At 70.9% G+C, this 21092-nt stretch carries 21 protein-coding genes, 2 rRNA genes and 1 pseudogene; 9 read left to right on the plus strand and 15 right to left on the minus strand.

What is annotated here, in order from left to right; genetic code table 11:
* From AC07AL_RS08105 to AC07AL_RS08120, 4 genes are all read left to right on the plus strand, one after another.
* Nucleotides 1–762 (plus strand): 23S ribosomal RNA (locus AC07AL_RS08105); the annotation flags it as partial.
* A gap of 87 nt (nucleotides 763–849) precedes the next feature.
* A 5S ribosomal RNA gene (gene rrf / locus AC07AL_RS08110) occupies nucleotides 850–966 on the plus strand.
* Between the two features lie 119 nt (nucleotides 967–1085).
* Nucleotides 1086–1934: a HEAT repeat domain-containing protein gene (locus AC07AL_RS08115; RefSeq protein ID WP_478317201.1), complete on the plus strand. Its 849-nt coding sequence runs from the start codon at nucleotides 1086–1088 to the stop codon at nucleotides 1932–1934.
* Between the two features lie 202 nt (nucleotides 1935–2136).
* The gene (locus AC07AL_RS08120; protein ID WP_478317202.1) at nucleotides 2137–2637 is read left to right on the plus strand and encodes an SRPBCC family protein; all 501 of its coding nucleotides are present in this window, start codon (nucleotides 2137–2139) and stop codon (nucleotides 2635–2637) included.
* Nucleotides 2638–2748: 111 nt separating this feature from the next.
* On the opposite strand, the gene AC07AL_RS08125 is transcribed toward AC07AL_RS08120, so the two are convergent.
* Nucleotides 2749–3198 (minus strand): DoxX family protein, encoded by a 450-nt coding sequence (locus AC07AL_RS08125; protein WP_363629908.1) that lies wholly within the window; start codon nucleotides 3196–3198, stop codon nucleotides 2749–2751.
* Nucleotides 3199–3671: 473 nt separating this feature from the next.
* Here AC07AL_RS08125 and AC07AL_RS08130 point away from each other — a divergent pair, with 473 nt between their 5' ends.
* Nucleotides 3672–5141, plus strand: a complete 1470-nt coding sequence (locus AC07AL_RS08130; RefSeq protein WP_478317203.1) for a carboxylesterase/lipase family protein — start codon at nucleotides 3672–3674, stop codon at nucleotides 5139–5141.
* A gap of 314 nt (nucleotides 5142–5455) precedes the next feature.
* Here the strand turns inward: AC07AL_RS08130 and AC07AL_RS08135 are convergent, their stop codons facing one another.
* The 5 genes and pseudogenes from AC07AL_RS08135 to AC07AL_RS08155 form a co-directional block, all read right to left on the minus strand.
* Entirely contained in the window at nucleotides 5456–5950 is a 495-nt protein-coding gene (locus tag AC07AL_RS08135; RefSeq protein WP_363629912.1) for a cupin domain-containing protein, read from the minus strand.
* A gap of 516 nt (nucleotides 5951–6466) precedes the next feature.
* Nucleotides 6467–6616, minus strand: a pseudogene (locus AC07AL_RS08140) (LysR family transcriptional regulator); the annotation flags it as partial.
* 155 nt (nucleotides 6617–6771) lie between these two features.
* Nucleotides 6772–7335 (minus strand): NADPH-dependent FMN reductase, encoded by a 564-nt coding sequence (locus AC07AL_RS08145; RefSeq protein ID WP_363583289.1) that lies wholly within the window; start codon nucleotides 7333–7335, stop codon nucleotides 6772–6774.
* 168 nt (nucleotides 7336–7503) lie between these two features.
* Nucleotides 7504–7923 (minus strand): nuclear transport factor 2 family protein, encoded by a 420-nt coding sequence (locus tag AC07AL_RS08150; RefSeq protein WP_363583291.1) that lies wholly within the window; start codon nucleotides 7921–7923, stop codon nucleotides 7504–7506.
* 175 nt (nucleotides 7924–8098) lie between these two features.
* Nucleotides 8099–8599, minus strand: a complete 501-nt coding sequence (locus AC07AL_RS08155; protein ID WP_363583293.1) for a MarR family winged helix-turn-helix transcriptional regulator — start codon at nucleotides 8597–8599, stop codon at nucleotides 8099–8101.
* 336 nt (nucleotides 8600–8935) lie between these two features.
* Here AC07AL_RS08155 and AC07AL_RS08160 point away from each other — a divergent pair, with 336 nt between their 5' ends.
* Nucleotides 8936–10228 carry an FAD-dependent oxidoreductase gene (locus AC07AL_RS08160; protein WP_478317204.1) on the plus strand — a complete coding sequence of 431 codons (1293 nt, stop codon included), beginning with the start codon at nucleotides 8936–8938 and terminating at the stop codon, nucleotides 10226–10228.
* Nucleotides 10229–10313: 85 nt separating this feature from the next.
* Here the strand turns inward: AC07AL_RS08160 and AC07AL_RS08165 are convergent, their stop codons facing one another.
* The 3 genes from AC07AL_RS08165 to AC07AL_RS08175 all read right to left on the minus strand — a co-directional run bounded on the left by AC07AL_RS08165 (nucleotide 10314) and on the right by AC07AL_RS08175 (nucleotide 13202).
* Nucleotides 10314–10532 (minus strand): hypothetical protein, encoded by a 219-nt coding sequence (locus tag AC07AL_RS08165; RefSeq protein ID WP_400808464.1) that lies wholly within the window; start codon nucleotides 10530–10532, stop codon nucleotides 10314–10316.
* Nucleotides 10533–10599: 67 nt separating this feature from the next.
* A complete protein-coding gene (locus tag AC07AL_RS08170) occupies nucleotides 10600–11973 on the minus strand; it encodes an NUDIX hydrolase (protein WP_478317205.1) in 1374 nt (457 codons plus the stop codon).
* Between the two features lie 488 nt (nucleotides 11974–12461).
* Entirely contained in the window at nucleotides 12462–13202 is a 741-nt protein-coding gene (locus tag AC07AL_RS08175; RefSeq protein ID WP_363629922.1) for a hypothetical protein, read from the minus strand.
* A gap of 325 nt (nucleotides 13203–13527) precedes the next feature.
* Between AC07AL_RS08175 and AC07AL_RS08180 the strand changes: the two genes are divergently transcribed.
* A complete protein-coding gene (locus AC07AL_RS08180) occupies nucleotides 13528–13833 on the plus strand; it encodes a hypothetical protein (RefSeq protein WP_363583303.1) in 306 nt (101 codons plus the stop codon).
* Nucleotides 13834–13870: 37 nt separating this feature from the next.
* On the opposite strand, the gene AC07AL_RS08185 is transcribed toward AC07AL_RS08180, so the two are convergent.
* Nucleotides 13871–14311, minus strand: a complete 441-nt coding sequence (locus tag AC07AL_RS08185) for a hypothetical protein (protein WP_363629924.1) — start codon at nucleotides 14309–14311, stop codon at nucleotides 13871–13873.
* Between the two features lie 139 nt (nucleotides 14312–14450).
* Nucleotides 14451–15038 (minus strand): TetR/AcrR family transcriptional regulator, encoded by a 588-nt coding sequence (locus AC07AL_RS08190; RefSeq protein WP_363629926.1) that lies wholly within the window; start codon nucleotides 15036–15038, stop codon nucleotides 14451–14453.
* A 79-nt stretch (nucleotides 15039–15117) separates the two neighbouring features.
* On the opposite strand from AC07AL_RS08190, the gene AC07AL_RS08195 reads away from it, so the two are divergent.
* Nucleotides 15118–16011, plus strand: coding sequence for an NADP-dependent oxidoreductase (locus tag AC07AL_RS08195; RefSeq protein WP_400987409.1), 894 nt, complete (start codon nucleotides 15118–15120; stop codon nucleotides 16009–16011).
* Between the two features lie 47 nt (nucleotides 16012–16058).
* Here the strand turns inward: AC07AL_RS08195 and AC07AL_RS08200 are convergent, their stop codons facing one another.
* Nucleotides 16059–17510: an amidase gene (locus AC07AL_RS08200; protein ID WP_478317206.1), complete on the minus strand. Its 1452-nt coding sequence runs from the start codon at nucleotides 17508–17510 to the stop codon at nucleotides 16059–16061.
* Nucleotides 17511–17656: 146 nt separating this feature from the next.
* Here AC07AL_RS08200 and AC07AL_RS08205 point away from each other — a divergent pair, with 146 nt between their 5' ends.
* Complete coding sequence (locus AC07AL_RS08205; RefSeq protein ID WP_363583311.1) at nucleotides 17657–18247, plus strand: TetR/AcrR family transcriptional regulator; 591 nt, start codon at nucleotides 17657–17659, stop codon at nucleotides 18245–18247.
* Here the strand turns inward: AC07AL_RS08205 and AC07AL_RS08210 are convergent.
* The 3 genes from AC07AL_RS08210 to AC07AL_RS08220 all read right to left on the minus strand — a co-directional run bounded on the left by AC07AL_RS08210 (nucleotide 18237) and on the right by AC07AL_RS08220 (nucleotide 20980).
* A complete protein-coding gene (locus AC07AL_RS08210; protein ID WP_363583313.1) occupies nucleotides 18237–18617 on the minus strand; it encodes a CBS domain-containing protein in 381 nt (126 codons plus the stop codon). The two genes, AC07AL_RS08205 and AC07AL_RS08210, sit on opposite strands and share 11 nt — an antisense overlap.
* Nucleotides 18618–18839: 222 nt before the next feature.
* Nucleotides 18840–20405, minus strand: a complete 1566-nt coding sequence (locus AC07AL_RS08215; RefSeq protein ID WP_400808457.1) for a DEAD/DEAH box helicase — start codon at nucleotides 20403–20405, stop codon at nucleotides 18840–18842.
* A 371-nt stretch (nucleotides 20406–20776) separates the two neighbouring features.
* Nucleotides 20777–20980, minus strand: a complete 204-nt coding sequence (locus tag AC07AL_RS08220) for a cold-shock protein (protein WP_030918248.1) — start codon at nucleotides 20978–20980, stop codon at nucleotides 20777–20779.
* Nucleotides 20981–21092: the final 112 nt, after the last annotated feature.

Genomic DNA, 21092 nt, shown 5'->3' on the forward strand with positions numbered 1-21092 from the left:
GCAACGCCAGTTGTTGTGGAGTCGTCGTTGAAATACCACTCTGGTCGTGCTGGATGTCTAACCTGGGTCCGTGATCCGGATCAGGGACAGTGTCTGGTGGGTAGTTTAACTGGGGCGGTTGCCTCCTAAAGAGTAACGGAGGCGCCCAAAGGTTCCCTCAGCCTGGTTGGCAATCAGGTGTTGAGTGTAAGTGCACAAGGGAGCTTGACTGTGAGACTGACGGGTCGAGCAGGTACGAAAGTAGGGACTAGTGATCCGGCGGTGGCTTGTGGAAGCGCCGTCGCTCAACGGATAAAAGGTACCCCGGGGATAACAGGCTGATCTTCCCCAAGAGTCCATATCGACGGGATGGTTTGGCACCTCGATGTCGGCTCGTCGCATCCTGGGGCTGGAGTAGGTCCCAAGGGTTGGGCTGTTCGCCCATTAAAGCGGTACGCGAGCTGGGTTTAGAACGTCGTGAGACAGTTCGGTCCCTATCCGCTGTGCGCGTAGGAGTGTTGAGAAGGGCTGTCCCTAGTACGAGAGGACCGGGACGGACGAACCTCTGGTGTGCCAGTTGTCCTGCCAAGGGCATGGCTGGTTGGCTACGTTCGGGAGGGATAACCGCTGAAAGCATCTAAGCGGGAAGCCTGCTTCGAGATGAGCACTCCCACCTCCTTGAGAGGGTAAGGCTCCCAGTAGACGACTGGGTTGATAGGCCGGATATGGAAGCCCTGTGAGGGGTGGAGTTGACCGGTACTAATAGGCCGAGGGCTTGTCCTCAGTTGCTCGCGTCCACTGTGTTGTTCTGAAACAACGACCCCAACCCGTTTGGTCACGGGGTTGGTGCGGTTGACAGTTTCATAGTGTTTCGGTGGTCATAGCGTGAGGGAAACGCCCGGTTACATTCCGAACCCGGAAGCTAAGCCTTACAGCGCCGATGGTACTGCAGGGGGGACCCTGTGGGAGAGTAGGACGCCGCCGAACAATCATTCACAGAGAACCCCCATCCGGGAAACCGGATGGGGGTTCTCTGCATTTCCGGGGCATTGGGTCCCCCCAGCCTGCCGCATCCGCTGCCAGGGCGGTCCGGCAGGATGGCCGCCATGCCCACGACGCCGGAGTACACCCAGCTGTCGCTCGCCCAGCGGCTGACCGAACACGCCCGCACGGCCTGGCCGCAACTGACGGACCTGCACATCCGCCATCGCGGGCAGTTCGCCTACGTGGAAGGCGAACTGCCCGACGGCGAACGGGTCAAGCTGATGCGCCTGCGCTACAGCGGTACCGCCAGCCGATGGGGCTTCGCCTTCTACTACGCCGGCAGCGACTGCTACGAAGACTCCCTGCTACCCACCGGCGGCTTCGCCGGCACCCCCGAGGACGCCCTCGACTGCGCCTGCCAGCTCCGCCTCGCCGCCCCCGCTACGAGTGTGGCGAGCCGAAGCGAACCGATCGACTGGCAGGCACTGGCCCACAGTATCGGCGCTGGTCCGGAATCCAGCGGTGACCGCATCGCTCGGCGGGCCATCGCCTTTCTGCTGGGTGATGAGGCGATTCGTGGGGCGGTAGATTGGTACGTCGAAGGTCTCCCGGCCTCCGAACACGCGCGTTCGGTCTTGTGGCTGCTGCAGCCCGACGCTGCTCGATCTCGCTGCCTGGAGATCTATCGCACCGACCCGGATCCGGAACGTCGGCACCTCGCGGTCGAGTTGCTGCGCGTCGTCGCCACGGCTGATGACCTCCCGTTGGTCGGTGAGTTCCTCGTTGACGCTGATCCGGCCATCCAGATCTGGGGTATCGGCGTCCTCGACCAGCTTCTGTTCCGCGGCCAGGTCGACGCCGACGACGCGGAGCCCTTTCTGCAGGCCGCGGAGCATCACCCGAACCCCCAGGTCCGCGAAAAGCACACCTACCTTCGCGATTTCCTGGCATCCCAGGGGTGTCGCGATTGAATACTGGCGCAGTCCTGGCAGGTTCTCCTGATGATCGGCGGTGTGCCGGTCGAGCCTCACCAGCAGATCGTCCGCAGCCGGCACGCATCTCACCGGCCGCAGGGTCAACCCCCGAAGGACTTGGAGCGTCGACGCTGGAGCTGGCCGGAATGCCCGGGCCGCCGCGCTCGCCGATCTGAAGAGAGCACTGGAGCAGCCACCCATGGACAACAACGCCTTCGTCTACACGACGTACATCAACACCACACCTGAGCGGCTCTGGCAGGCGCTCACCGACCCCGCCTTCACCGAGCGCTACTGGGGCGTGCGCTTTGAGACCGACTGGGTCGAGGGCTCACCTGTCGTCTGGGCCGAGCGCGGCGCCCGGACCGTCGACCCTGAGCAGGTCGTACTCGTCCACGAGCCGTACCGGCGGCTCTCCTACACCTGGCACACCTTCACTCCGCAGTGGGCCCAGACGGCCGGTGTCGGCGAGGAACTGCGCGCCGAACTGGCCGCGGAACGCCGGTCGAAGGTCACTTTCGAGCTGGTGCCGCACGGCAACCAGGTGAAGCTGACCGTCACCCACGACGACTTCGGCCCCGGAGGGACCCTGCGCTCGATGTGCAGCCAGGGCTGGCCGGCCATCCTCTCCAGCCTCAAGACACTGCTGGAGACGGGCGAAGCCCTGCCCACCGCCGGGCAGCCGGTCCACGAAGGCTGACCGCCGACGGACTCGGCCGCACCACCGCGCACGCAGCGCAGCCGTTCGGATGGGCGTCGCGGTTCGGACGGGCGTCACGGCGACGCCCATCCGAACCGGCCGGTGCACTGGTCAGCGTCGGCGGCCGAGCAGTTCGGCGGTCTCGGCGCGCCGGTTCCAGGCGATGACGGCCAGCGGCACCATGAAGATGAACGGGGTCCCGGCGTTCTCGCCGTGCATCGCGGTGAGCTGGGTGACGAACGCGAACACCAGGAAGACGATCAGCGCCGTGGCTGCCGGCCCGGCCAGCCGGCGGACCAGCAGCCCGACCGCTCCGGCCAGTTCCACCAGCCCGGTCAGGTACATGAACCAGTGGCCCACACCCATGGCGTCGAAGACGGTCGTGGCGGCGGGGACTGCGAGCAGCTTGGGCAGCGCGCTGGCCACGGCGAAGAAGAGCGCCAGCAGGATCCGCAGCGTCCAGACCACCCGGACCACGGCCTTGCCGGACTTCGTGGCGACGGCGGTAGCGGCGGTGGGGTTGGTAGCGGCGGTAGCAGTGGCGGTGGCGGTGCTGGACATCTCAGGTCTCCCCGGTCGGCTGTCGTTGCTTTCCCAGGTATGACCGCCGCCACCGCCCGAACTCATCGGTCCCGGGAGAAAAAGTTTTCCGACAACCTGGCCCCAGCCCCAGCCCCAGCCCCAGCCCCAGCGCCGACAGCTCGCCGACGGCCTGCCGTCCGCGGACCAGCCCTTCGGCTGCTGCGGTGCGCGGGTGCTGGTGCCCGGTGGTGGTCACCGGTGAGGACGAGCAGCGGCCGACCGATCGTCGGTCGGGGTGCGGGCGGACACAGGACGGTACTCGTGGTCGATCTCGACTGGACGGACAGGACGCCGCTGGACGCCCGGGGTGCGCGGCTGGGAGCGGCCGGGGAGCACCCCGGTCTCGCGGACGGCGCCTACGTGCGGCGGAGAGCCGAACCGTCACATCTTCCCGTCTCATGGCGATTGCGATAGACCGGAGCCGTCCCACGTCTGCAAGGAAGGCGACACCGATGACCCTGATCGAGAGCCCCGTCGTGACCATCGAGTCGGGCAGCGTCCGAGGCACCGTCGAGGACGGCGTCGCCGCGTTCCGCGGCATCCCCTACGCTGCTTCGCCCGTGGGCGAGCGGCGCTTCGCCGCCCCCGTGCCGCACCCCGCCTGGTCGGGCGTCCGGGACGCCGACCGCCCGGGCCCGTCCGTCCCGCAGAACCCCTCCCGGCTCGAAGCCGTCATGGGGCCACGCACCCCCGACTGGGACGAGGACGGTTGCCTCACGCTGAACGTGTGGACCCCTCGTCCGCCTGCGGACGGGTCCGCCCCGGGTGCCCTGCCCGTCCTGGTGTGGTTCCACGGCGGCGGGTTCACCAGCGGGTCCGGCGGCTGGGACTGGTACGACGGCCGGCACCTGGCCGCCGCCGGCCGGGCCGTCGTCGTCACCGCCAACTACCGCCTCGGCCCGCTCGGCTACCTCTACCTGCCGGACCTCGGCATCGAGAACCTCGGCGTGCAGGACCAGGCCGCCGTCCTCGCCTGGGTGCGGCGCAACATCGCGGCCTTCGGCGGCGACCCCGGCAGCCTCACCGTCGGCGGCCAGTCCGCCGGGGCGTTCTCCGCCCTCTACCTCGCCGTCTCCCCGACCACCGGCCCGCTCGTCAACCGGGTCATCGCCCAGAGCGGTCCCTTCGGGCTCGCCCCGCAGGACCCCGAGGAGGCGAGCGACCACGCCCGGCGCTTCCTCGACATCCTCGGCATCCTCGGCCCGGGCGGCACCCGGGACCGGGGTGCCGCGCTGCGCGCCGTCCCGGCCGACCGGCTCCTGGCCGCCTACCAGCGGCTCTCCCGGGAGGCCGCCCGCCCGGGCAACGTCGCCCCGCCCATGTACCCCGTCCTCGGCGCCTCCGGGATCCCCGTGACGTGGCAGCAGGCGCTGGTCGACGGACGCCTCGACGGCAAAGGCCTGCTGACCGGCACCACCAGGAACGAGATGGCCTCCTTCTTCGCCTTCGCCCCCCGCATCCGGGAGATCACCGCCGACCGGGCCCGCTCGATCGCGGTCGGCCAGGCCGACGGCGGCGACGAGCGGTATGACCGCATCGCGGCCCGGCGGCCGAACGCGACCCCGGCCGACATCCTCACCGAGTTCGAGACCGGGCTCGTCTTCCGTGACGACACCCTCGCCATCGCCGACCGCCACGCTGCGGCCGGAAACCCGACCTACGTCTACCGGTTCGACCACGTCCCGGTGCCCGACCCCGCAGGCCTGGGCGCCGCGCACTGCGTCGAACTCCCCTTCTTCTTCGACACCTTCGACGCCTACCCCGACAGCCCCATGCTCGGCGAGGCCACCGCCGCCGTCCGCTCGCTCGGCGGCACCTTCTCCCGCGCGATCGCCGCCTTCGTCGCCACCGGCCGTCCCGCCGCGGACCAGTGGTACCCCTACGAACCCGCCGATCCGGCGACCGTCCGGCACTTCGGCTGACACCGGCCGCGCCCGTGCCGAGGGTGGGGAACAGCCGCAGGCCGCAGGCCCTACCGCCCGGGCCCCGGCGCCGGCTGCGTTCTGTTGGACAAGGTGACGTGTTGAGTGCGGAGTGGCGAGGCGTTTGAACCGCGCATGCCCGGTCCAGGATCTTCCTGTCCCAGCCGGACCGACGCGGGCACCGTGCAGGCCCCCATCGGCGTGGTCACCGCGGCCACGCAGTAGCGGACTCCGAGCCCCACGCGGCTGACCACCCCGGCCAGTACGTGATCGCCCGAGTCGTCGTTCCAGCCGACCCCGGCCGGACGAGCCGGTCAGGCCAGGAAGTGGTCGTGCCGGCGGTAGAGTTCCGCCCATTCCGCCTCGCTCATCGGGCGCTTTTCGGCCGCGATCTCCGAGATTTCCTCGAAGAACGATTCGCGTGGCACGCCCGGCACGAAGAGCATCAGCATCGAGGCCGGCTCGTTGGACTCGTTGCGGAAGCCGTGCACAGCGCCCTCCGGCACGTGCAGGAAGTCACCCGCCTCGGCGTCGATCCATCGTTCACCGTCGTACAGGCGCATGATCCCGGACAGGACGAAGAAGGACTCGGACATGGTCCGGTGGAAATGTGGAGCAGGGCCTGTCGGCCGGGGCCCCATGTCCAATCGGTACAGGCCGAACGTCTTGTTCGCGGAGGGCGTGTCGACCAGGTAGTGGACTCTTGTGCCCCCCGCGCCGATCAACACGTCCGGCGTGGTGGCGCCGGAACGGAGCGTCGCCGTATTCTCGCCCGATTCACCCCAGTAGTGAGCCATTGGGTAGGACATGGCGGATTTCCCCTTCGAGGTGTTCGCGTGACTGGTCGGTGGTGGTCCGTCCCCTCGGTGACGAAAACGACGTGGGCCCGGCCGACTGCCGACGTTGACGGGCAGGGCGGCGGCGCTCGGCCCGGGGCGCCGAGCACGTCCGAAGCGCCCTGCGGGGCGGGCCCTGGCGGCTCCACCGGCTCTTCGCACCCCAAGATCGCCCAGGCGTCCGCAGCCCCGGCGGCCCGATGAGGGCCATGGATCCACGGTGCGCCGAGGCGGCCGTCGGCGCACCCGCAGCGGCCTGGCCCCGGCGCGACGCTGCCTGCGGAGGGTCGGCGACGAGCTACGAGTTCCGGGGGCGAACGGTGGCCGAGGCGGCTGGTCGGGGTGGTCGTCGACCTGGCTGCCCTGCCGGCGGACAGTCCCGGCGGCGGGCTCTTCGCCGCGGACGGGCCGTCGTCGCGGCGGTCACCCACGGCTCCGGGCTCTTCACCGCAGATGGGCCGTCGCCGTGGTGGTCACCCACGGCTCCGGGTCGGCGCCGTCGACCCGTTCGATCGAGGCGATCTGCCGGGACACCGCCGACTGGGTGTACCCCGGCGACTCCGCTGCCGCCGTGAAGGTCCCCTGCTCGGCCGCCGTGCGGAACACCCGCAGCGCCGTCAGTGACACATCGGTGACCAGGGCCTCGGCCGGGTCCTCACCGAGGGGCCGGCAGCCCGCATGGGAGCGGATGACCTGGTCCTGCTCCCCGGCCGCAACCGGCAACGCGTCACCGCCGCGCCGCCGCGCCGCCGCGTCACCGTCGCGCCGCCGCGTCGTCGTCCTCGCGGGTCGGCTCAGGAGCGCAGCGTCTTCATGGCGGCCGACCAGGCCTCCAGCTGTTCGAACAGCCTGGTGGCCGAGGCGTCATGGTGCTCGCCGGGTTTGAAGAGGGAGAGCTGTTCGAAGTCGGAGAACAGCGAGAAGGAAAGCTGTTGGTTGACATGGGCGAGTTGGAGCGCGCTCGCGATGCTGCGCAGGTGCTCGACGGCGCGGACGCCGCCGACGGTGCCGTAGGAGACGAAAGCGGCGGCCTTGTTGTTCCACTCCGCGTAGGCGAAGTCGAGGGCGTTCTTCAGTACGCCGGGGATCGAGTGGTTGTACTCCGGGGTGACGAAGACGTAGCCGTCGAACTCGGCGACCTTGGCGGCCCACGCCCTGGTGTGCTCGCCTTGGTACTGGCCCATGGACGGCGGCAGCGGCTCGTCCATGAAGGGCAGGGGCCAGTCGGCGAGGTCGACGGGCTCGTACTCGACGCCGGCGCGGGCTCCCGCGCGGTCGATGACCCAGTCGGCGACCGCTTTGCCGTTGCGGCCGGGGCGCGTGCTGCCGAGGATCACGGCGATCTTGAGGGTGCTCACGGTGGGCGCTCCTTCCGTGTCAGTCCTGCTGGGCAGGCTGGCGGTGGTGCGGCGGGCTCCGTCGGGCGCGGCCAGGTGCAGGTACAGGTGCAGGTGCCGACGTTCCCGCTTGAGCCTCCATGTCGGATTCTAGACCCGACGACTTGAAGGCTCAAGCGGTGGTGGAACTCAGGCCAGGCCGAGCTGGGTGGCGATGACGGAACCTTCCGCGTAGCAGTCGAAGCGCTTGATCTTTCCGCCGACCAGCTCGAACACGTCGCAGCACGGGGCGTCCATGCGCCTGCCGGTAGGCGGGACGGTGCCGGACGGCAGCTCCAGCGGGCCGAGGTGGGTGCCTTGCAAGCGTAGTTGCACGATCACCACGTCGCCGGTGACGTAGAACCGTTCGAGTTCCCGGTGCATGTCGGGGAACGCCCGCGCGTAGGTCTCGACCGTCTTGCCCAGCTGGTCCGCGCCGCGGTAGGTGAACGGGACCGACATGTCGGTGAAGGTTCCGTCCTCGGTGAACGCCGCGATCCAGCCGGCGACGTCCTGCTCCTCGGCGACCCGGTAGGCGTTGCGAATGATCTTCTCGTTCTCCAGCGACATCTCAGCTCCCTGATCCGTGCCGCGCGGAGGTGGCGCGGCGGCGCCGGGATCGACGCCCTCGTGTATTTACTTTAACCTTCAAGTCAATCTGCCGAAAGGTCGCGGCGCTTCGCTGTTGTGGTGGGTCGAGAGGCCCTGTGGCCGCAGCTATGACTTGAGTGATCAAGCCCTGGACTCAGCGCGCAGGCGAGTCGATGCGCTGGAGGATGCGTTCCGCGTCCTGCCCGAGCCTGCGCAGGCGCTCGCCGGACAGGTTGTCCACGACGAGGCGGCGGACCTGGGCGACATGTCCGGGGGCGGCCGCCTCCAGTTTGCCCATGCCGGCAGGCAGGAGGATGGCGTTGGTGAACCGTCCGTCGGCCGGATCCGGCTCCCGCCGGACGTAGCCGCGGCTCTCCAGCCGCTTCACCATGTGCGACAGGCGCGACAGCGACGTACTGGTGTGCTCGGCCAGGACACTCATGCGCAAGGTCCGCTCGGGCGCCTCGGACAGCATGGCGAGGGTCATGTACTCGACCATGCTCAGCTCGGCGTCGCGCTGGAGCTGGGCGTCGACCGCCCAGGGGAGCCGGGTGATCAGGCGGACCACCGACATCCAGGAGGCCAGCTCGGTCGGCGTGAGCCACAGGTCCGCATGCTCGTCCGGCGCCTCGGGCGTTCCCTCCTGGTTCGTCATCTTGTGAGCGTATCACTTGAACAGTCATGCCAATCGGGCCGTGCCGGACGGCACCTTCCCGCGCGTCGTCGGTCGGCGACCACGCCTTGCCGGGCCGGCCGGCGGAGCACGACCTGGGCCAAGCCCCTTCAGCTGATGAGCCCCGGCCTCCGGGCCGGTTCTCGTCGAGGAGGCTGGTCGGTTCCGCCGACGGCTCACTGCTACTGTGGCTCCAGATTCAACGGAATGCGCGAAAAATCGCTCCTGAATGGTGTTTCTGAGCGGCGCCCTCGCGGTGTTTGTTCCCTTCGCGGAACCCCAGTGCTTCCTTCGTGACCACAACGAAGGCAGAAGACTGTGCACCAGCACCGTGTCATCATCGCCGGCGCCGGACTCGGCGGCCTCACCCTCGCCCACGGGCTGCGCGCCCGCGGCTTCGACGTCGCCGTGTACGAGCGGGACCTCCACCCGGACGCGAGGCCGCAGGGCTACCGCGTCCAGCTCGACGAACCCGGGCTCGCGGGCCTGGAACGCTGCCTGCCGGAGCACCTCTTCCGGCTGGGCCTGGCGACCGCGGCCTCGCCGCCCGCCCGGGTCTCCGTCCGTGACCGCCACCTGGGCACGCTCGCGGACCGGCCCACCGCGCCCGACCCCGATCCCGCCGACGGCACCGCTCGCCCGTACCGCTCGTACGCGTTCAACCGGCCGACGCTGCGTCAGATCCTGCTCTCCGGCCTGGCGGACACCGTGCGCTACGGCGCGGAACTGCTGAGCTGGGAGAGGGAGCAGGACGGAACGGTCACCGTGCGGTTCGCCGACGGCCGCAGCGCGAGCGCCGACCTCCTGGTCGGCGCGGACGGGGTCGGATCGGCGGTACGCCGACAGCTGCTGCCGCACGCCCGGGTCGAGGACGCCGGACTGCGGCTGATCTACGGCAGGATCCCGCTGGACGCGCCGGATGCGCCGGAAACCGGGGTTGGAGAGGCGGGAGAGGCCGGAGAGTCGGAGACGGGCGCAGCGGCCGCCGGGGCCGCGGCCGCACTGCCGCCGTGGGTGTTCGACAGCATCTTCACCGTGGTGACCGGCGGGCCGGGAAGTCCGCACGTCGGCTTCGGGCCCGTGCGGTTCGCCCGCCCTCCCGGTGCCGCCGGCCCGGCACACACGCCGCCCGTCCCCCTCACCCCCGTCGGCGACTACGTCGCCTGCCTGGTGGGAGCGCCGGCGGACCACCCCGCCATGCCCTCGTTCGAAGCGCTGCGCGGTCTCGACGGCCCCGCCCTGCGCGAGCTGGCCGGACGCCTGGTGGGCGACGACTGGCACCCCGATGTGCACCGCCTCCTGGACCGCTGGGAGACCGACTCGCTGTTCCCGCTGCGCATCTCCACGGCGAGCCCCGTACCGCCGTGGGAGCCGGGCCCCGTCACCCTGCTCGGGGACGCGATCCACGCCATGAGCCCGGTGCTGGCGATGGGCGCGAACACCGCGATCCGCGACGCCGCCGAGCTGACGCGGACCCTGGCCGAGGCCGCGGCCTCCGGCGTGCCGCTCGTGGACGGCGTACGTGCCTACGAGCTCCGGATGCGGGAGTACGCCTTCTCCGTCGTGGCCGCCTCCCGGCGAACCGGCCGGCAGCGGGTCGGCCAGAGGTAGACGTTCGGGGCGGGGGTGGGGCCTGGTACTGGACTGCGGTCCACCCGTGGTGACGGATCGTCAGGAGCATCGGCTGCCGAGCCGGTCACCCGGGTGGTCGCCGGGGCAGGTCGAGGCGGACGAGGTGCCGGTCGGTGCCGCCGTCGGGCCGGTGCACGGTGCGGTAGGCGTATGGGACGGGGCTGGCGGGGAAGGTGACGATGCCTTCCTCCACGACGGGCCGCTGGTCGGCGATGGCCCGCAGCCGGGCATCGGTGTCGGCCGGCAGCTGCGGCTCGGGCGGGCGGCGGTGGCGGCCGGCCATCCTCAGCCGGTCGGTTCCGACGGGGCCGGGCGGCCCGACCGGCTGGTTTCGCTGCGCCAGGGCTGGTTCACGAGGTCCTCCTCGCGGGCCGGTCGGCGCTTTCGGCCAGCAGGGGCAGGTAGTGCTGGAGGTAGGGCGGGACCTTGAGGTCGAGCACCTCGGCCAGGGGGACCATGCGGACGGCCAGGCCCTCGTCGCCGAGCCGGAGGTCCGTCTCCGGGCCGTCCCAGGCGGCGTGCAGGACGCGGGTGAGCGGGGAGACCAGTTCGTGGTGCGGGCCGGGCAGGATCCGGAGCCCCGTGATCTCGATGCCGGCTTCCTCGCGGACCTCGCGTGCCGCGTTCTCCTGCGGGGTCTCGTCGCCCTCGCGCCAGCCGCCGATGGGGGTCCAGTAGCCCGGCCAGGCGATGCCCGGCTTGTCGTCGCGGTGGTGCATCAGCAGGCGGCCGTGCCGGTCGGTGACGAGGACCATGATTCCTTCGAACTCGTCCTCCGGGGAAGGGCGTTCCAGGTACAGCGGGGTGCCGCAGCGGTGGGCGCGCAGTACCTGGAGGAGTCGCTGGTAGCGGTCCGGTGGCATCAGGGCGTCCCAGTCGTGGGCGGTCTCGAAGCGCCACTCGGTGTGCTCGGCCGGGTCGAGCCGGATGCGGGCCTGCTGCTCCCGGGTCAGGACGCCGCCGTCGAAGACGTATCCGCACACCGGCACCGGGTACTCCGTGCCGGCCTGCTCGTGGACGACCGCGACCAGGCGCCGCCGGGCGATCACCTCGGGGTTCTCCGCGGCGAGGTCGAGGCCGAGTTCCTCCTGGGCCTCGCGCAGTGCCGTGTCGAACGGGGTCTCGCCGTGTTCGACGTTGCCGCCGGGGAGGTTCCACACGGTCGGGTTGATGGTCGAGCGCATCCCGAGGACGCGGCCGTCCGGGTCGGTGACCAGGAAGCACCCGTAGACCGTGGGCCGCGCGATGGTGGTGAGGTAGCCGCCGACCGGTCGCCAGCCCGGGATCGCCAGGCGACGGGTGAGCCACCTGATCACCTCGCGCTCTCCGTCGCCGGTCTGCGGCAGCTGGTCGGGACGGGCCCATTGCTGGTCGTCGTGCTCGGCCGACAGCGTGACCGGGGTGCCGTCGGGCACGACGGTGGTGAACACGAACTGCCGTACCCGCCGGCCGTTCCGGTCGGTGAGGTCCAGGCTCCGCGCGTACTCCAGCGGCAGCCCGGCGAGCCCGGTCTGCTCGGCCAGTTCCCGGGCCGCGCCCGCCTCGATCCCCTCGCCGTCCTCCCGGCCGCCGCCCGGGTACTCCCGCGGGCCGGGAAGGGCGTCGTGCGCGGCCCGGCGGATCAGCAGGATCCGGCCGGAGGCGTCGCGGAGCACCACGCCGACGCCGATCCGCTCGATGCCCTCGTGGGCGGCCAGTGCGGTCAGCACCTCGAAATCGATCACTGCGCGGACTCCTCGTTCACTCGGGCCGACGGGGCTGTTGAGCGGGGGCGACGGGACGCTCCTCCTGCCGACGCGCCGGGGCAGTCCAAACCGGCCTCAGGGAAGCTGAGTTGGGGTGGCCTTGTGGTCGGCAGGGGACAGATGATGGTGCTGTTCGAACGCGGGGTTCAAGCAGGTCATCTCCGGGCGCGCCCGGGTCGAACGGGGAGTTTTCGAGCACCGCGCCGCCGCGGCGGGTACGCCCTCCGGCCGGTCGCGAACGGCGGTCGGCAGGGCGGCGGAGCCCAGCGCACGGGCGGCCAGAGCCTGTTCGAGTGCGGTCGTCAGGCAGGCTGCGAGCCTGCTGCTGACGCCGGCGTGGGCGGCGGGGCCGCGCGGGGAGCGGCCGCCTCCGGCTTCACTCGTTCGGCTGGCCGGGCGGTCCAGGAGGTTTCCGCCGGCGGCCCGCCGGCGGGTTCCTGGGCATTCATAGCACGACCTTGTCATGTTCACATGTTGGCGCTGATCTCACCGCCGGTGCTGAGCACCATGTACACGCCGTTGGCGACGGCTCCGGCGTCCTGCTGGTTCGCCTCCAGCGTGCCGTTCACCGCGCCGTCGTTGCCGAGGATCTGCGCGCGGTAGTGGAGTTCGCCGATCTTCGTGACCTTGGCCGTCCAGCCGCCCGCGAGCTTGAACGTGCCCGGCCCCTGGTGTCCGCCGCCCATCCAGGAGTGGGCCGTGCCGTCCATCGAGAGCACGATGAACATGTCGTTGAAGTCGACCCCGGCGTCGGAGTCGTGCGTCTCCAGCGTGCCGTATTCCGTACCGTTGTTGACGATCTTGGCGACGTAGTTCTGGTTGCCGGTCGCGCGGATCTCGGCCGTGCTGCCGTCCACCAGCTTCTGGGTGCGGACCGGGGACGTCCCCTTGGGCGGGGCGGCCGGCGGCGTGGTGGTGTGGCGCGCGGTGGGCGTGGCAGCCGGTGGGGCGGTGCCGGGCGCGGGGGGCGCGGCCGGCGTGCTGGCCGGCGCGGTGGCGTCGGGAGTGGTGGGAGCGCTGGGCGCAGCGGCCGGTGGGGTGGTGCCCTGCGCGCTGGGCGTGGTGGGCGTGGCGGCCGGCGCGGCGGTCTGGTTCGCGGGGGACGGGCTGGAGCAAGCTGTCGCGGTGGACACCAGCAGGGCGGCCGCCAGGGCGGAACCGGCCAGCGTGCGGACGGCGGACGAGCGGCGGTTCGTTAAGGTCGACATGCGGTGCTCCTGAGCGAAGTACGGGTGAGGAACAGCGAGTTGCCTGTGGCCCCTCCTGCGGGGGCCAGGAGCAACGTGGCTGCGTACAGGAACGAAGTTAGTGCGAGCAGTCGACGAAACAGACCCTGCTATGTCACCAGACTGCTACGCCCTCCCCGCACCCTCATCTGCACCGCAGGCCCTCACCTGCACTGCAGGTCGGCGCGCCACCGAACCGAAGCGGAAGGGTCCGGTTTCGGCCAGTTGTGCTGTTCATGTATACACGCATTCACATCTTCGGAATGCTGGCCGCACATGCTGTCGGATCTACGGCAAGGAGAAGGTCATGCGTCGAATCGCAGCCATCGGCACCGGGGCGGCACTGCTCATGGGAGCGGGGCTGATCGCCGCGCCGTCAGCCTCGGCGATCTCCTACTGCGTCACCAACCAGGGCCAGAACTGGGGCTCCGTCAACTGCCAGACCAGCGCCCCGAAGAACCACTGGCAACTCGTCCTGATCTGTGAAAGCGACAGCGTCAAGGGCATCCGGCAGACGGTCAACGGCCGCTGGCACACCGGCGACGGCTCCGACATCCTGTACTGTCCCACGGGCTACAGTGCCGCCCTCGCCAACGTCAACAGCGACAACTGACTGGTGGGGGCGTGTACATGAGTGGCTTCCCGGGCGATCAGCGATCGCGGGCCGGGGCGTCACGCAATCCCTCCTCGAAGGCCGAGTGCGGGTACTGGTCGGTGCCGAATCCGGGCATTTCGAGCTTCTTGAGCTGCCCGCCGACGACGTGGGACACCAGCGGCACGGGCAGGGCGTCCGGCCAGAGGCCGGTCCGCTTGCCCTCGGAGAGGACGCGGCGGAACGCGCCGGTGGATCCCCGCAGGCTGCGGCCGTTCGCCTTGAGCTCCTCTGCGGCACACTCGCCTTCGCCTTCGACGACCTGAAGCAGGATCTGCTGCGCCCGGGGCGGCAGGCGGTCGTAGTACGAGCGGGCCCGCTCCGGTGTCCAGCGGTCATCGGGCAGCGCCGTCACGACGGCGTCCGGCATGGTGGCGAAGGCGAGCAGCTTCTCCAGCGCCTCGGGGGTCGGATTCTCCACGGTGATCGTGATCCTCATGGTTCGACACCCTTGCAGCCCCGGATCCTGAACACAAATAACCGCCGTAGATGTGTTGCAGACAAGAAGGCCCCTCCGAAGGCCCCTTCGAGTTGTCGAAGGGGCCTTCAGCGCGGTTGTGGGGCTGCTCCGCGACGTTTCACGCGCGTCGAGCAGGGCCGGTGACCTCCCAGGCCGCCTCGATCATCCGGAAGATCTCGTCCACCGCGGCCTCCGGATCGGCCGCCTCGCGGGCCAGCGTGTAGGCGTCGATCGCGAACCTCGCGATCGCCCGGCAGGCCGTCGTGGTCTGCGGCAGGCCGAGGTCGGTGGCGATGGCCGTGGCCAGCGAGTCCGCGTGGCGCAGCCTCATCGACTCCTCGTACTCCCGCAGGGCGGGGGATTCCTCGATCATGCGCCAGATCGGGGCGGCGGCGTCCGCCGTGCAATGGCGCACCAGGGCGTGGATCTCGTGGCGCAGCGCGGGGACGAGCGGCTCGTGCGGCGCCCGGGTGGTGGCCGCCCGGGTGAGGCGTTGCTCGAAGTCGTCGTCCCGCTCGAACACCAGGGCCTCTTTCGAGGCGAAGTGGGAGAAGAGCGTGGTGACGGCCACGTCGGCTTCGGCGGCCACGTCCCGGATTCCCACCGCGTCGTACCCGCGTTCCAGGAAGAGCCGCAGGGCGGTGTCGGCGATCTTCTGGCGGGTCGCGGCCTTCTTGCGTTCGCGGCGTCCGGGCGGCACGGTCATGCCCTCACGCTAGCAGATACGAAGGTGGAACAGTTACTAAACACTAACCGTTAGTGCTACGGTCGGCCGCATGAAGAACATGAAGAAGGTGAGCTTCGCCGAGTTCGGCGGGCCGGACGTTCTGCAGCTCGTCGACGCCGAGCGGCCCCACCCGGGCCCCGGTCAGATCCGCATCGCCGTACGGGCGGCGGGCGTCAACCCCGTCGACTGGAGGATCCGCGAAGGCCAGTTCCTCCAGGCCCATCCGACCGAGTTGCCCTCCGGCGTCGGGCAGGACGCCTCGGGGGTGGTGGACGAGGTCGGCGAGGGCGTCGAAGGGATCGAGGCCGGCGACCACGTGTTCGGCGAGGGCTTGAGCACCTACGCCGAGTTCGCCGTGCTGTCGGCCTGGGCCCGGATGCCCGAAGGGCTGACGTTCGAAGAGGCGGCCGGGTACCCCTCCGTGGTGGAGACCGCGCTGCGCATCATCCGTCAGGTCGGCGTGCGGCCCGGGCAGACGCTGCTGGCCAGTGGCGCTTCCGGCGGAGTCGGCTCGGCGGTGCTGCAGATCGCCCGCGACCGCGGCATCACGGTGATCGGCACGGCCGGGGCCGCGAACCAGGACTACCTGCGCAGCCTGGGTGCCGCCGCCACGACGTACGGCGAGGGCTGGGTCGAGCGGGTGCGGCAACTCGGCCAGGTCGACGCGGCGCTCGACCTGGCCGGTTCGGGCGTGATCCGCGAACTCGTCGAGCTGACGGGGGATCCGCAGAAGGTGATCTCCATCGCCGATCTCTCGGCGCCGCAGTTCGGCGTCCGGTTCTCCGGCGTGGCCGGGAGCATGCCGGAGGCGCTCGCCGAGGCCGTCGACCTCATCGCGCGGGGCAGGCTCCACATCCCGGTCGAGAAGTCGTACACGCTCGCCGAGGCCGCGGCGGCGCACATCGACAGCCACGCCGGCCACACGCGGGGGCGCCGGGTCGTGCTCGTCTGAGCCGATTTCCGCGCAGTCGTACGACCCGGTTCCCCCAGAGGCGTTCGTCAGCGGCCCGGGGCGTTCCCCGCCCACACGGAGGGCGTGCGGCGTGACCACGGGCTCGCTTGTTCGAGTTGTCCGGCGAGGCGGAAGAGGCGGCCTTCGCGGCCGTACCCGGCGGCGATCTGCATGCCGATCGGCAGTCCCGTCTCGGTGTCGGCCGTCAGCGGTACGGACATGGCGGGCGTGCCCGCCACGTTGAACGCCGCGGTGAACGGCGAGCGGTCGAGGAGGCGGTCGATCCAGCCGAGGCCGTCCAGCGTCTCCCCGCCCTCGGTGTAGGTGTTCAGGAGCGGGGGGAGCTCCGGCAGGGTCGGGGTGAGCAGGGTGTCGTACGCGTCGAAGTACCGTGCCAGGCTGCGGGCGACCCGGTTGCGGACCGCGAACGCGGCGACGAACTGGGCGCCGCTGACCTGCCGCCCGTAGTGGTAACTGGTGAGAGTTCCCGGTTCGAGGGTCGAGGGGTCGGCGGGCCGCCCGAGGGCGGCGGCGAGCCCGTCGACCATGGCGGTGAGATTCGCCGCCATCAGACGGGCGTTGGCCAGGACGAACTCCTCCCAGCCGACCCCGAGGTCGACCTCGGCCTCCTCTACCTGGTGTCCGAGGGATTCGAGCAGGCGCACGGTTCGGGAGAGGGCGTCGGCCACCGGTGTGGTGGTCCGGCGTCCTCCCCACGCCTGGGTGAGGACGCCGATCCGCAGCGAGCCGGGGTGGCGGGCGACTTCCTGCGCGTAGGGCCGGGACGGCTGCTGGGCGGAGTAGGGGTCGCCCGGCTCCGGGCCGCCGATCTGGTCGAGCAGTGCCGCACTGTCGCGGACGGTGCGGCTGACGCTGCCGTGCACCGCCAGGCCGCTGAAGACCTCGTCGACGTCGGGGCCCATGGAGACCCGGCCGCGGGTGGGCTTCAGCCCGAAGAGGCCGGTGTAGGAGGCGGGGATGCGGATCGAGCCGGCCGCGTCGGTGGCGTGGGCGATCGGGACCACCCCGGCGGCGACGGCCGCGCCCGCGCCCCCGCCGGATCCGCCGGCGCTCCGCCGGAGGTCCCACGGGTTGCGGGTCGGGCCGTACAGCGCGGGTTCCGTCGTGATGCTGTAGGCCATCTCCGGGGTCGTGGTCCGCCCGAACGTCACGAGGCCGGCGCGGCGCAGACGCCGCATCAGGGAGGAGTCGGCGCCGGCGACGTTGCCGGCCGCGAGACGGCTGCCCAGCTCCATGCGCCGCCCGGCCATGGTGACCCCGATGTCCTTGATCAGGAAGGGGACCCCGGCCAGCGGTGCGCTGCCCGGGCTGGGCGCGTCGTCGGTGGGCCAGGTCTCCACGATGGCGTTGAGCTGCGGATCGACCGCCTGCGCGGCCTCTCGGGCGACGGCTTCCAGTTCGGCGGGGGTCACCTCGCCGCCAGCCACCAGTCCGGCGAGCCCGACCGCGTCGAAGCTCGTGTACTCGGCAATCCTCACTGTCACTCCCAGCGGAAAGAATGATACCGGTCAGCATCTGACAATACCGAACGGTATCGTATGGAGCTGCTTGGTATCGTGGCGGAAGCGGGAAGACGAGTGGGAAGGCCCCTCGGGAACCGTCGACCGGACGTCACGGAGCAGTCATGACATCGAGCACCAGAAGGCCGAGCAGGGTGGCGAAGCTTCCGCCCCGTGAGCGCATCCTCGACGCGGCGGAAGAGCTCTTCCAGCGCGAGGGGATCCGGCGGGTGGGCGTCCAGGCGATCGCCGAGAAGGCCGAGACCACCAAGATGGCGATCTACCGGCACTTCGAGACCAAGGACGCACTGGTCGCGGAGTGGCTGCGGATCGTCGCCGCCGACTACCAGGAGGCCTTCGACCGGGTCGAGGCCGAGCACCCCGGCCGGCCCGGGGAACAGATCCTGGGCCTGGCCCGCTTCATCGCCGACGGGCTGCCGGCGATCTCGCACCGGGGCTGCCCGTTCATCAACTCCATCGCCGAACTGCCCGACCGTTCCGACCCGGCACGGCAGGTGATCGAGGAGCACAAGGCCCGCCAGCTGCGCAGGCTGGTCGCCATGTGCGCCGAGGCCCGGCTGCCCGACCCGGCGCAGACCGCGGCCGAGATCACCTTCGTGCTCGAAGGGGCGCAGGTCTGCGCGCAGAACGGAAGCGTCGACCAGGCGGGGGAGCGCCTGATGAGGATCGTCGAGGGGATCGTGTCTAGAGGCTGAGCAGGCCGATGACGCGGCCGTCGTGGTCCACCACCGGCCACGCGTCCAGGCCGCGGGAGCGCATGGCGGCGGCCGCCGCGGTGGCGGGCATGTCGGTGGTGGCGAAGGGGGCGCGGTCGAGGACGATGTCGCGCACCGGGGTGCGCTCGGTGTACCAGGACCGGGCCTGGAACGGCGCGAGGTGCAGGCGGGTCAGCAGCCCGGCGCAGCGGCCGTCGTCGTCGCGGACGAGCAGGTGGTCGGTGCCGGAGCTCTGCAGGATGTCCATCGCGGTGTCGACCATGACATCGTCGCTGATCTGCAGTTCCGGGCCTTTCATGAGGTCGCCGACCGTGGTGGTGCTTGCGGGGTGGTCGAGGGCGATGGTCATGGGCGGACTCCTTCGTGTCGCTTCCGCCGGGGTCGGCGGTGATCGGGGCACTGGCGGAGGGGCGAGTGGGGGCTGGCGGCGTGCGTCGGAGCGGACCGCAGGGCCGGTTCCGGCTTCCGGGGTCGGCGGTCGCGGGAACCGGCGTGCCTCGGAGGGCCTGGGAGGGCCTGGGAGGGCCGCGCGGGCCCGGTGCGCACCGGGCGTCGGGCCCGCGTCGGGGTGCTACGCGGCGAGGGCGACGCGCCTGGGCGCCCGGCGGCGGCCGGAGGAGCCCTGGTTGTCGCGGCCGGAGGCCGCGCGGGTGTCGCCGCCGGTGGAGGCGGGGCGTCCGCGGCGGCCGCGGTTCGCGGCCGCGCTGCGGCGCGGACGCTCGACGACGGGGTCGGCGATGACGACGGGCACGCCGGTGGGGACGCGGGCGCCGGTGATGAGGGTCAGGTCCTCGTCGCCGGCGAGGACCCTGGTGGTGACGGGGGTGATGCCGGCGGTGGTCATCATGCGGGCCATCTGGCGGCGCTGGCTGGGCAGGACGAGGGTGACGACGGTGCCGGACTCGCCGGCCCGGGCGGTGCGGCCGCCCCGGTGGAGGTAGTCCTTGTGGTCGCTCGGCGGGTCCAGGTTGACGACCAGGTCGAGGCCGTCGACGTGGATGCCCCGGGCGGCGACGTTGGTGGCGATCAGCGCGGTGACCTGACCGGTGCGGAACTGCTCCAGGGTGCGGTTGCGCTGGGGCTGGGACTTGCCGCCGTGCAGGGCCGCGGCCTTGACCCCGTTGGCGAGCAGGTCCTCGACCAGCGCGTCGGCACGGTCCCGGGTGTCGGTGAACATGATCACCCCGCCGTCGCGGGAGGCGATGTGGGCGATCGTGGCGTTCTTGTCGTGGTTCTGCACGTGCAGCACGTGGTGCTCCATGGTGCTGACCGCCGCCGCGGACGGGTCCACCGAGTGGGTGACCGGGTCGTTCAGGAACTGCCGCACGAGGCGGTCGACGTTGCGGTCCAGGGTGGCGGAGAACAGCATGGTCTGGCCGCCTTCGGCGACCTGTTCGAGGAGCTCGGTGACCTGGGGCAGGAAGCCCATGTCGGCCATCTGGTCGGCCTCGTCGAGGACGGTGACGCCGACCCCGTCCAGCTGGCAGTCGCCGCGCTGGATCAGGTCCTTGAGCCGGCCGGGGGTGGCCACCACGACCTCCGCCCCGCGGTTCAGCACCTGCGCCTGGCGGCCGATCGACATCCCGCCGACCACGGTCGCCATCCGCAGCCGCACCGAGTGCGCGTAGGGGGTGAGCGCTTCGGTGACCTGCTGCGCGAGCTCGCGGGTCGGGACCAGCACCAGGGCCAGCGGGCGGCGGGGTTCGGCCCGCTGCCCGGCGGTGCGGGCCAGGACGGCGAGACCGAAGGCGATGGTCTTGCCGGAGCCGGTGCGGCCCCGGCCGAGGACGTCGCGGCCGGCCAGCGAGTTCGGCAGCGTCGCGGCCTGGATGGGGAACGGCGAGGTGACGCCCTGGCGGGTCAGCGTCTTCAACAGGGCCGCGGGCATGTCCAGTTCGTCGAAGGACTCGACGGCCGGCAGCGCCGGGGTGGTGCTCACCGGCATCGCGAACTCGCCCTGCGGGGAGGAGTCCTGGCGGCGGCCCCGATCGGAGGGGCGCCGGCCGCCGGCCGGACGGGAGCCGTAGAAGGAGCTGCCGCCGGAGCGGGAGCCGGAACCGGAGCCGCCGCCGGAGCGGGAGCCGGAGGCGGAGCGGGAGTTGGCGTTCTGGTACGAGGAGCGACTGGAGCGGTTCACGTGGAAACCTTCCTCAGGGCGGCGCGTCACGAGGAAGGCCCCGTGGCGCGGGGCGCCGACGGAGACCGCAAGGGAACGGGCCGGAAGTGTGACGGGCGGGGCGTGGACGGTAGAACCGTGCGGCACGTCACCTACGGTCGGCGCTCACCGAGAGGGGTGGGAGCGAACGACCTCGAACCGTGAGCTGTCACGGCAGGGCGCCGATCCGGACGCGGCGCTGTGCGTCTCGCGTGGGGATGGCTGCCGGTGGCGGAGCCAGGGGGCCTGAACGGCCGGGAATGCGTCGTGACGCAAATGCCGAGGGGCCCGCACCGGGCAACATGTACGCGGTGCGGGCCCCTCGCTGCTAGGCGGGTGCCGTGGCAGAAAAACTACAGCGGACGAATGTTCTCGGCCTGCGGGCCCTTCTGACCCTGCGTGACGTCGAACTCGACCTTCTGGCCCTCGAGCAGCTCACGGAAGCCGTTGGCGTTGATGTTCGAGTAGTGGGCGAAGACGTCCGGGCCGCCACCCTCCTGCTCGATGAAGCCGAAGCCCTTTTCCGCGTTGAACCACTTCACAGTGCCATTAGCCATAAAAAAATCTCCTTCAAGGGGCTGTCCGAAGCCCGCACCATGCAGGCTCCGAGTCGCCGCGATGAGCACCCACCCGGGGAAGAGCCGGGAAACAAAAATGCGCCTGCGAAAC

Source organism: Kitasatospora sp. NPDC043949, from assembly GCF_056435365.1.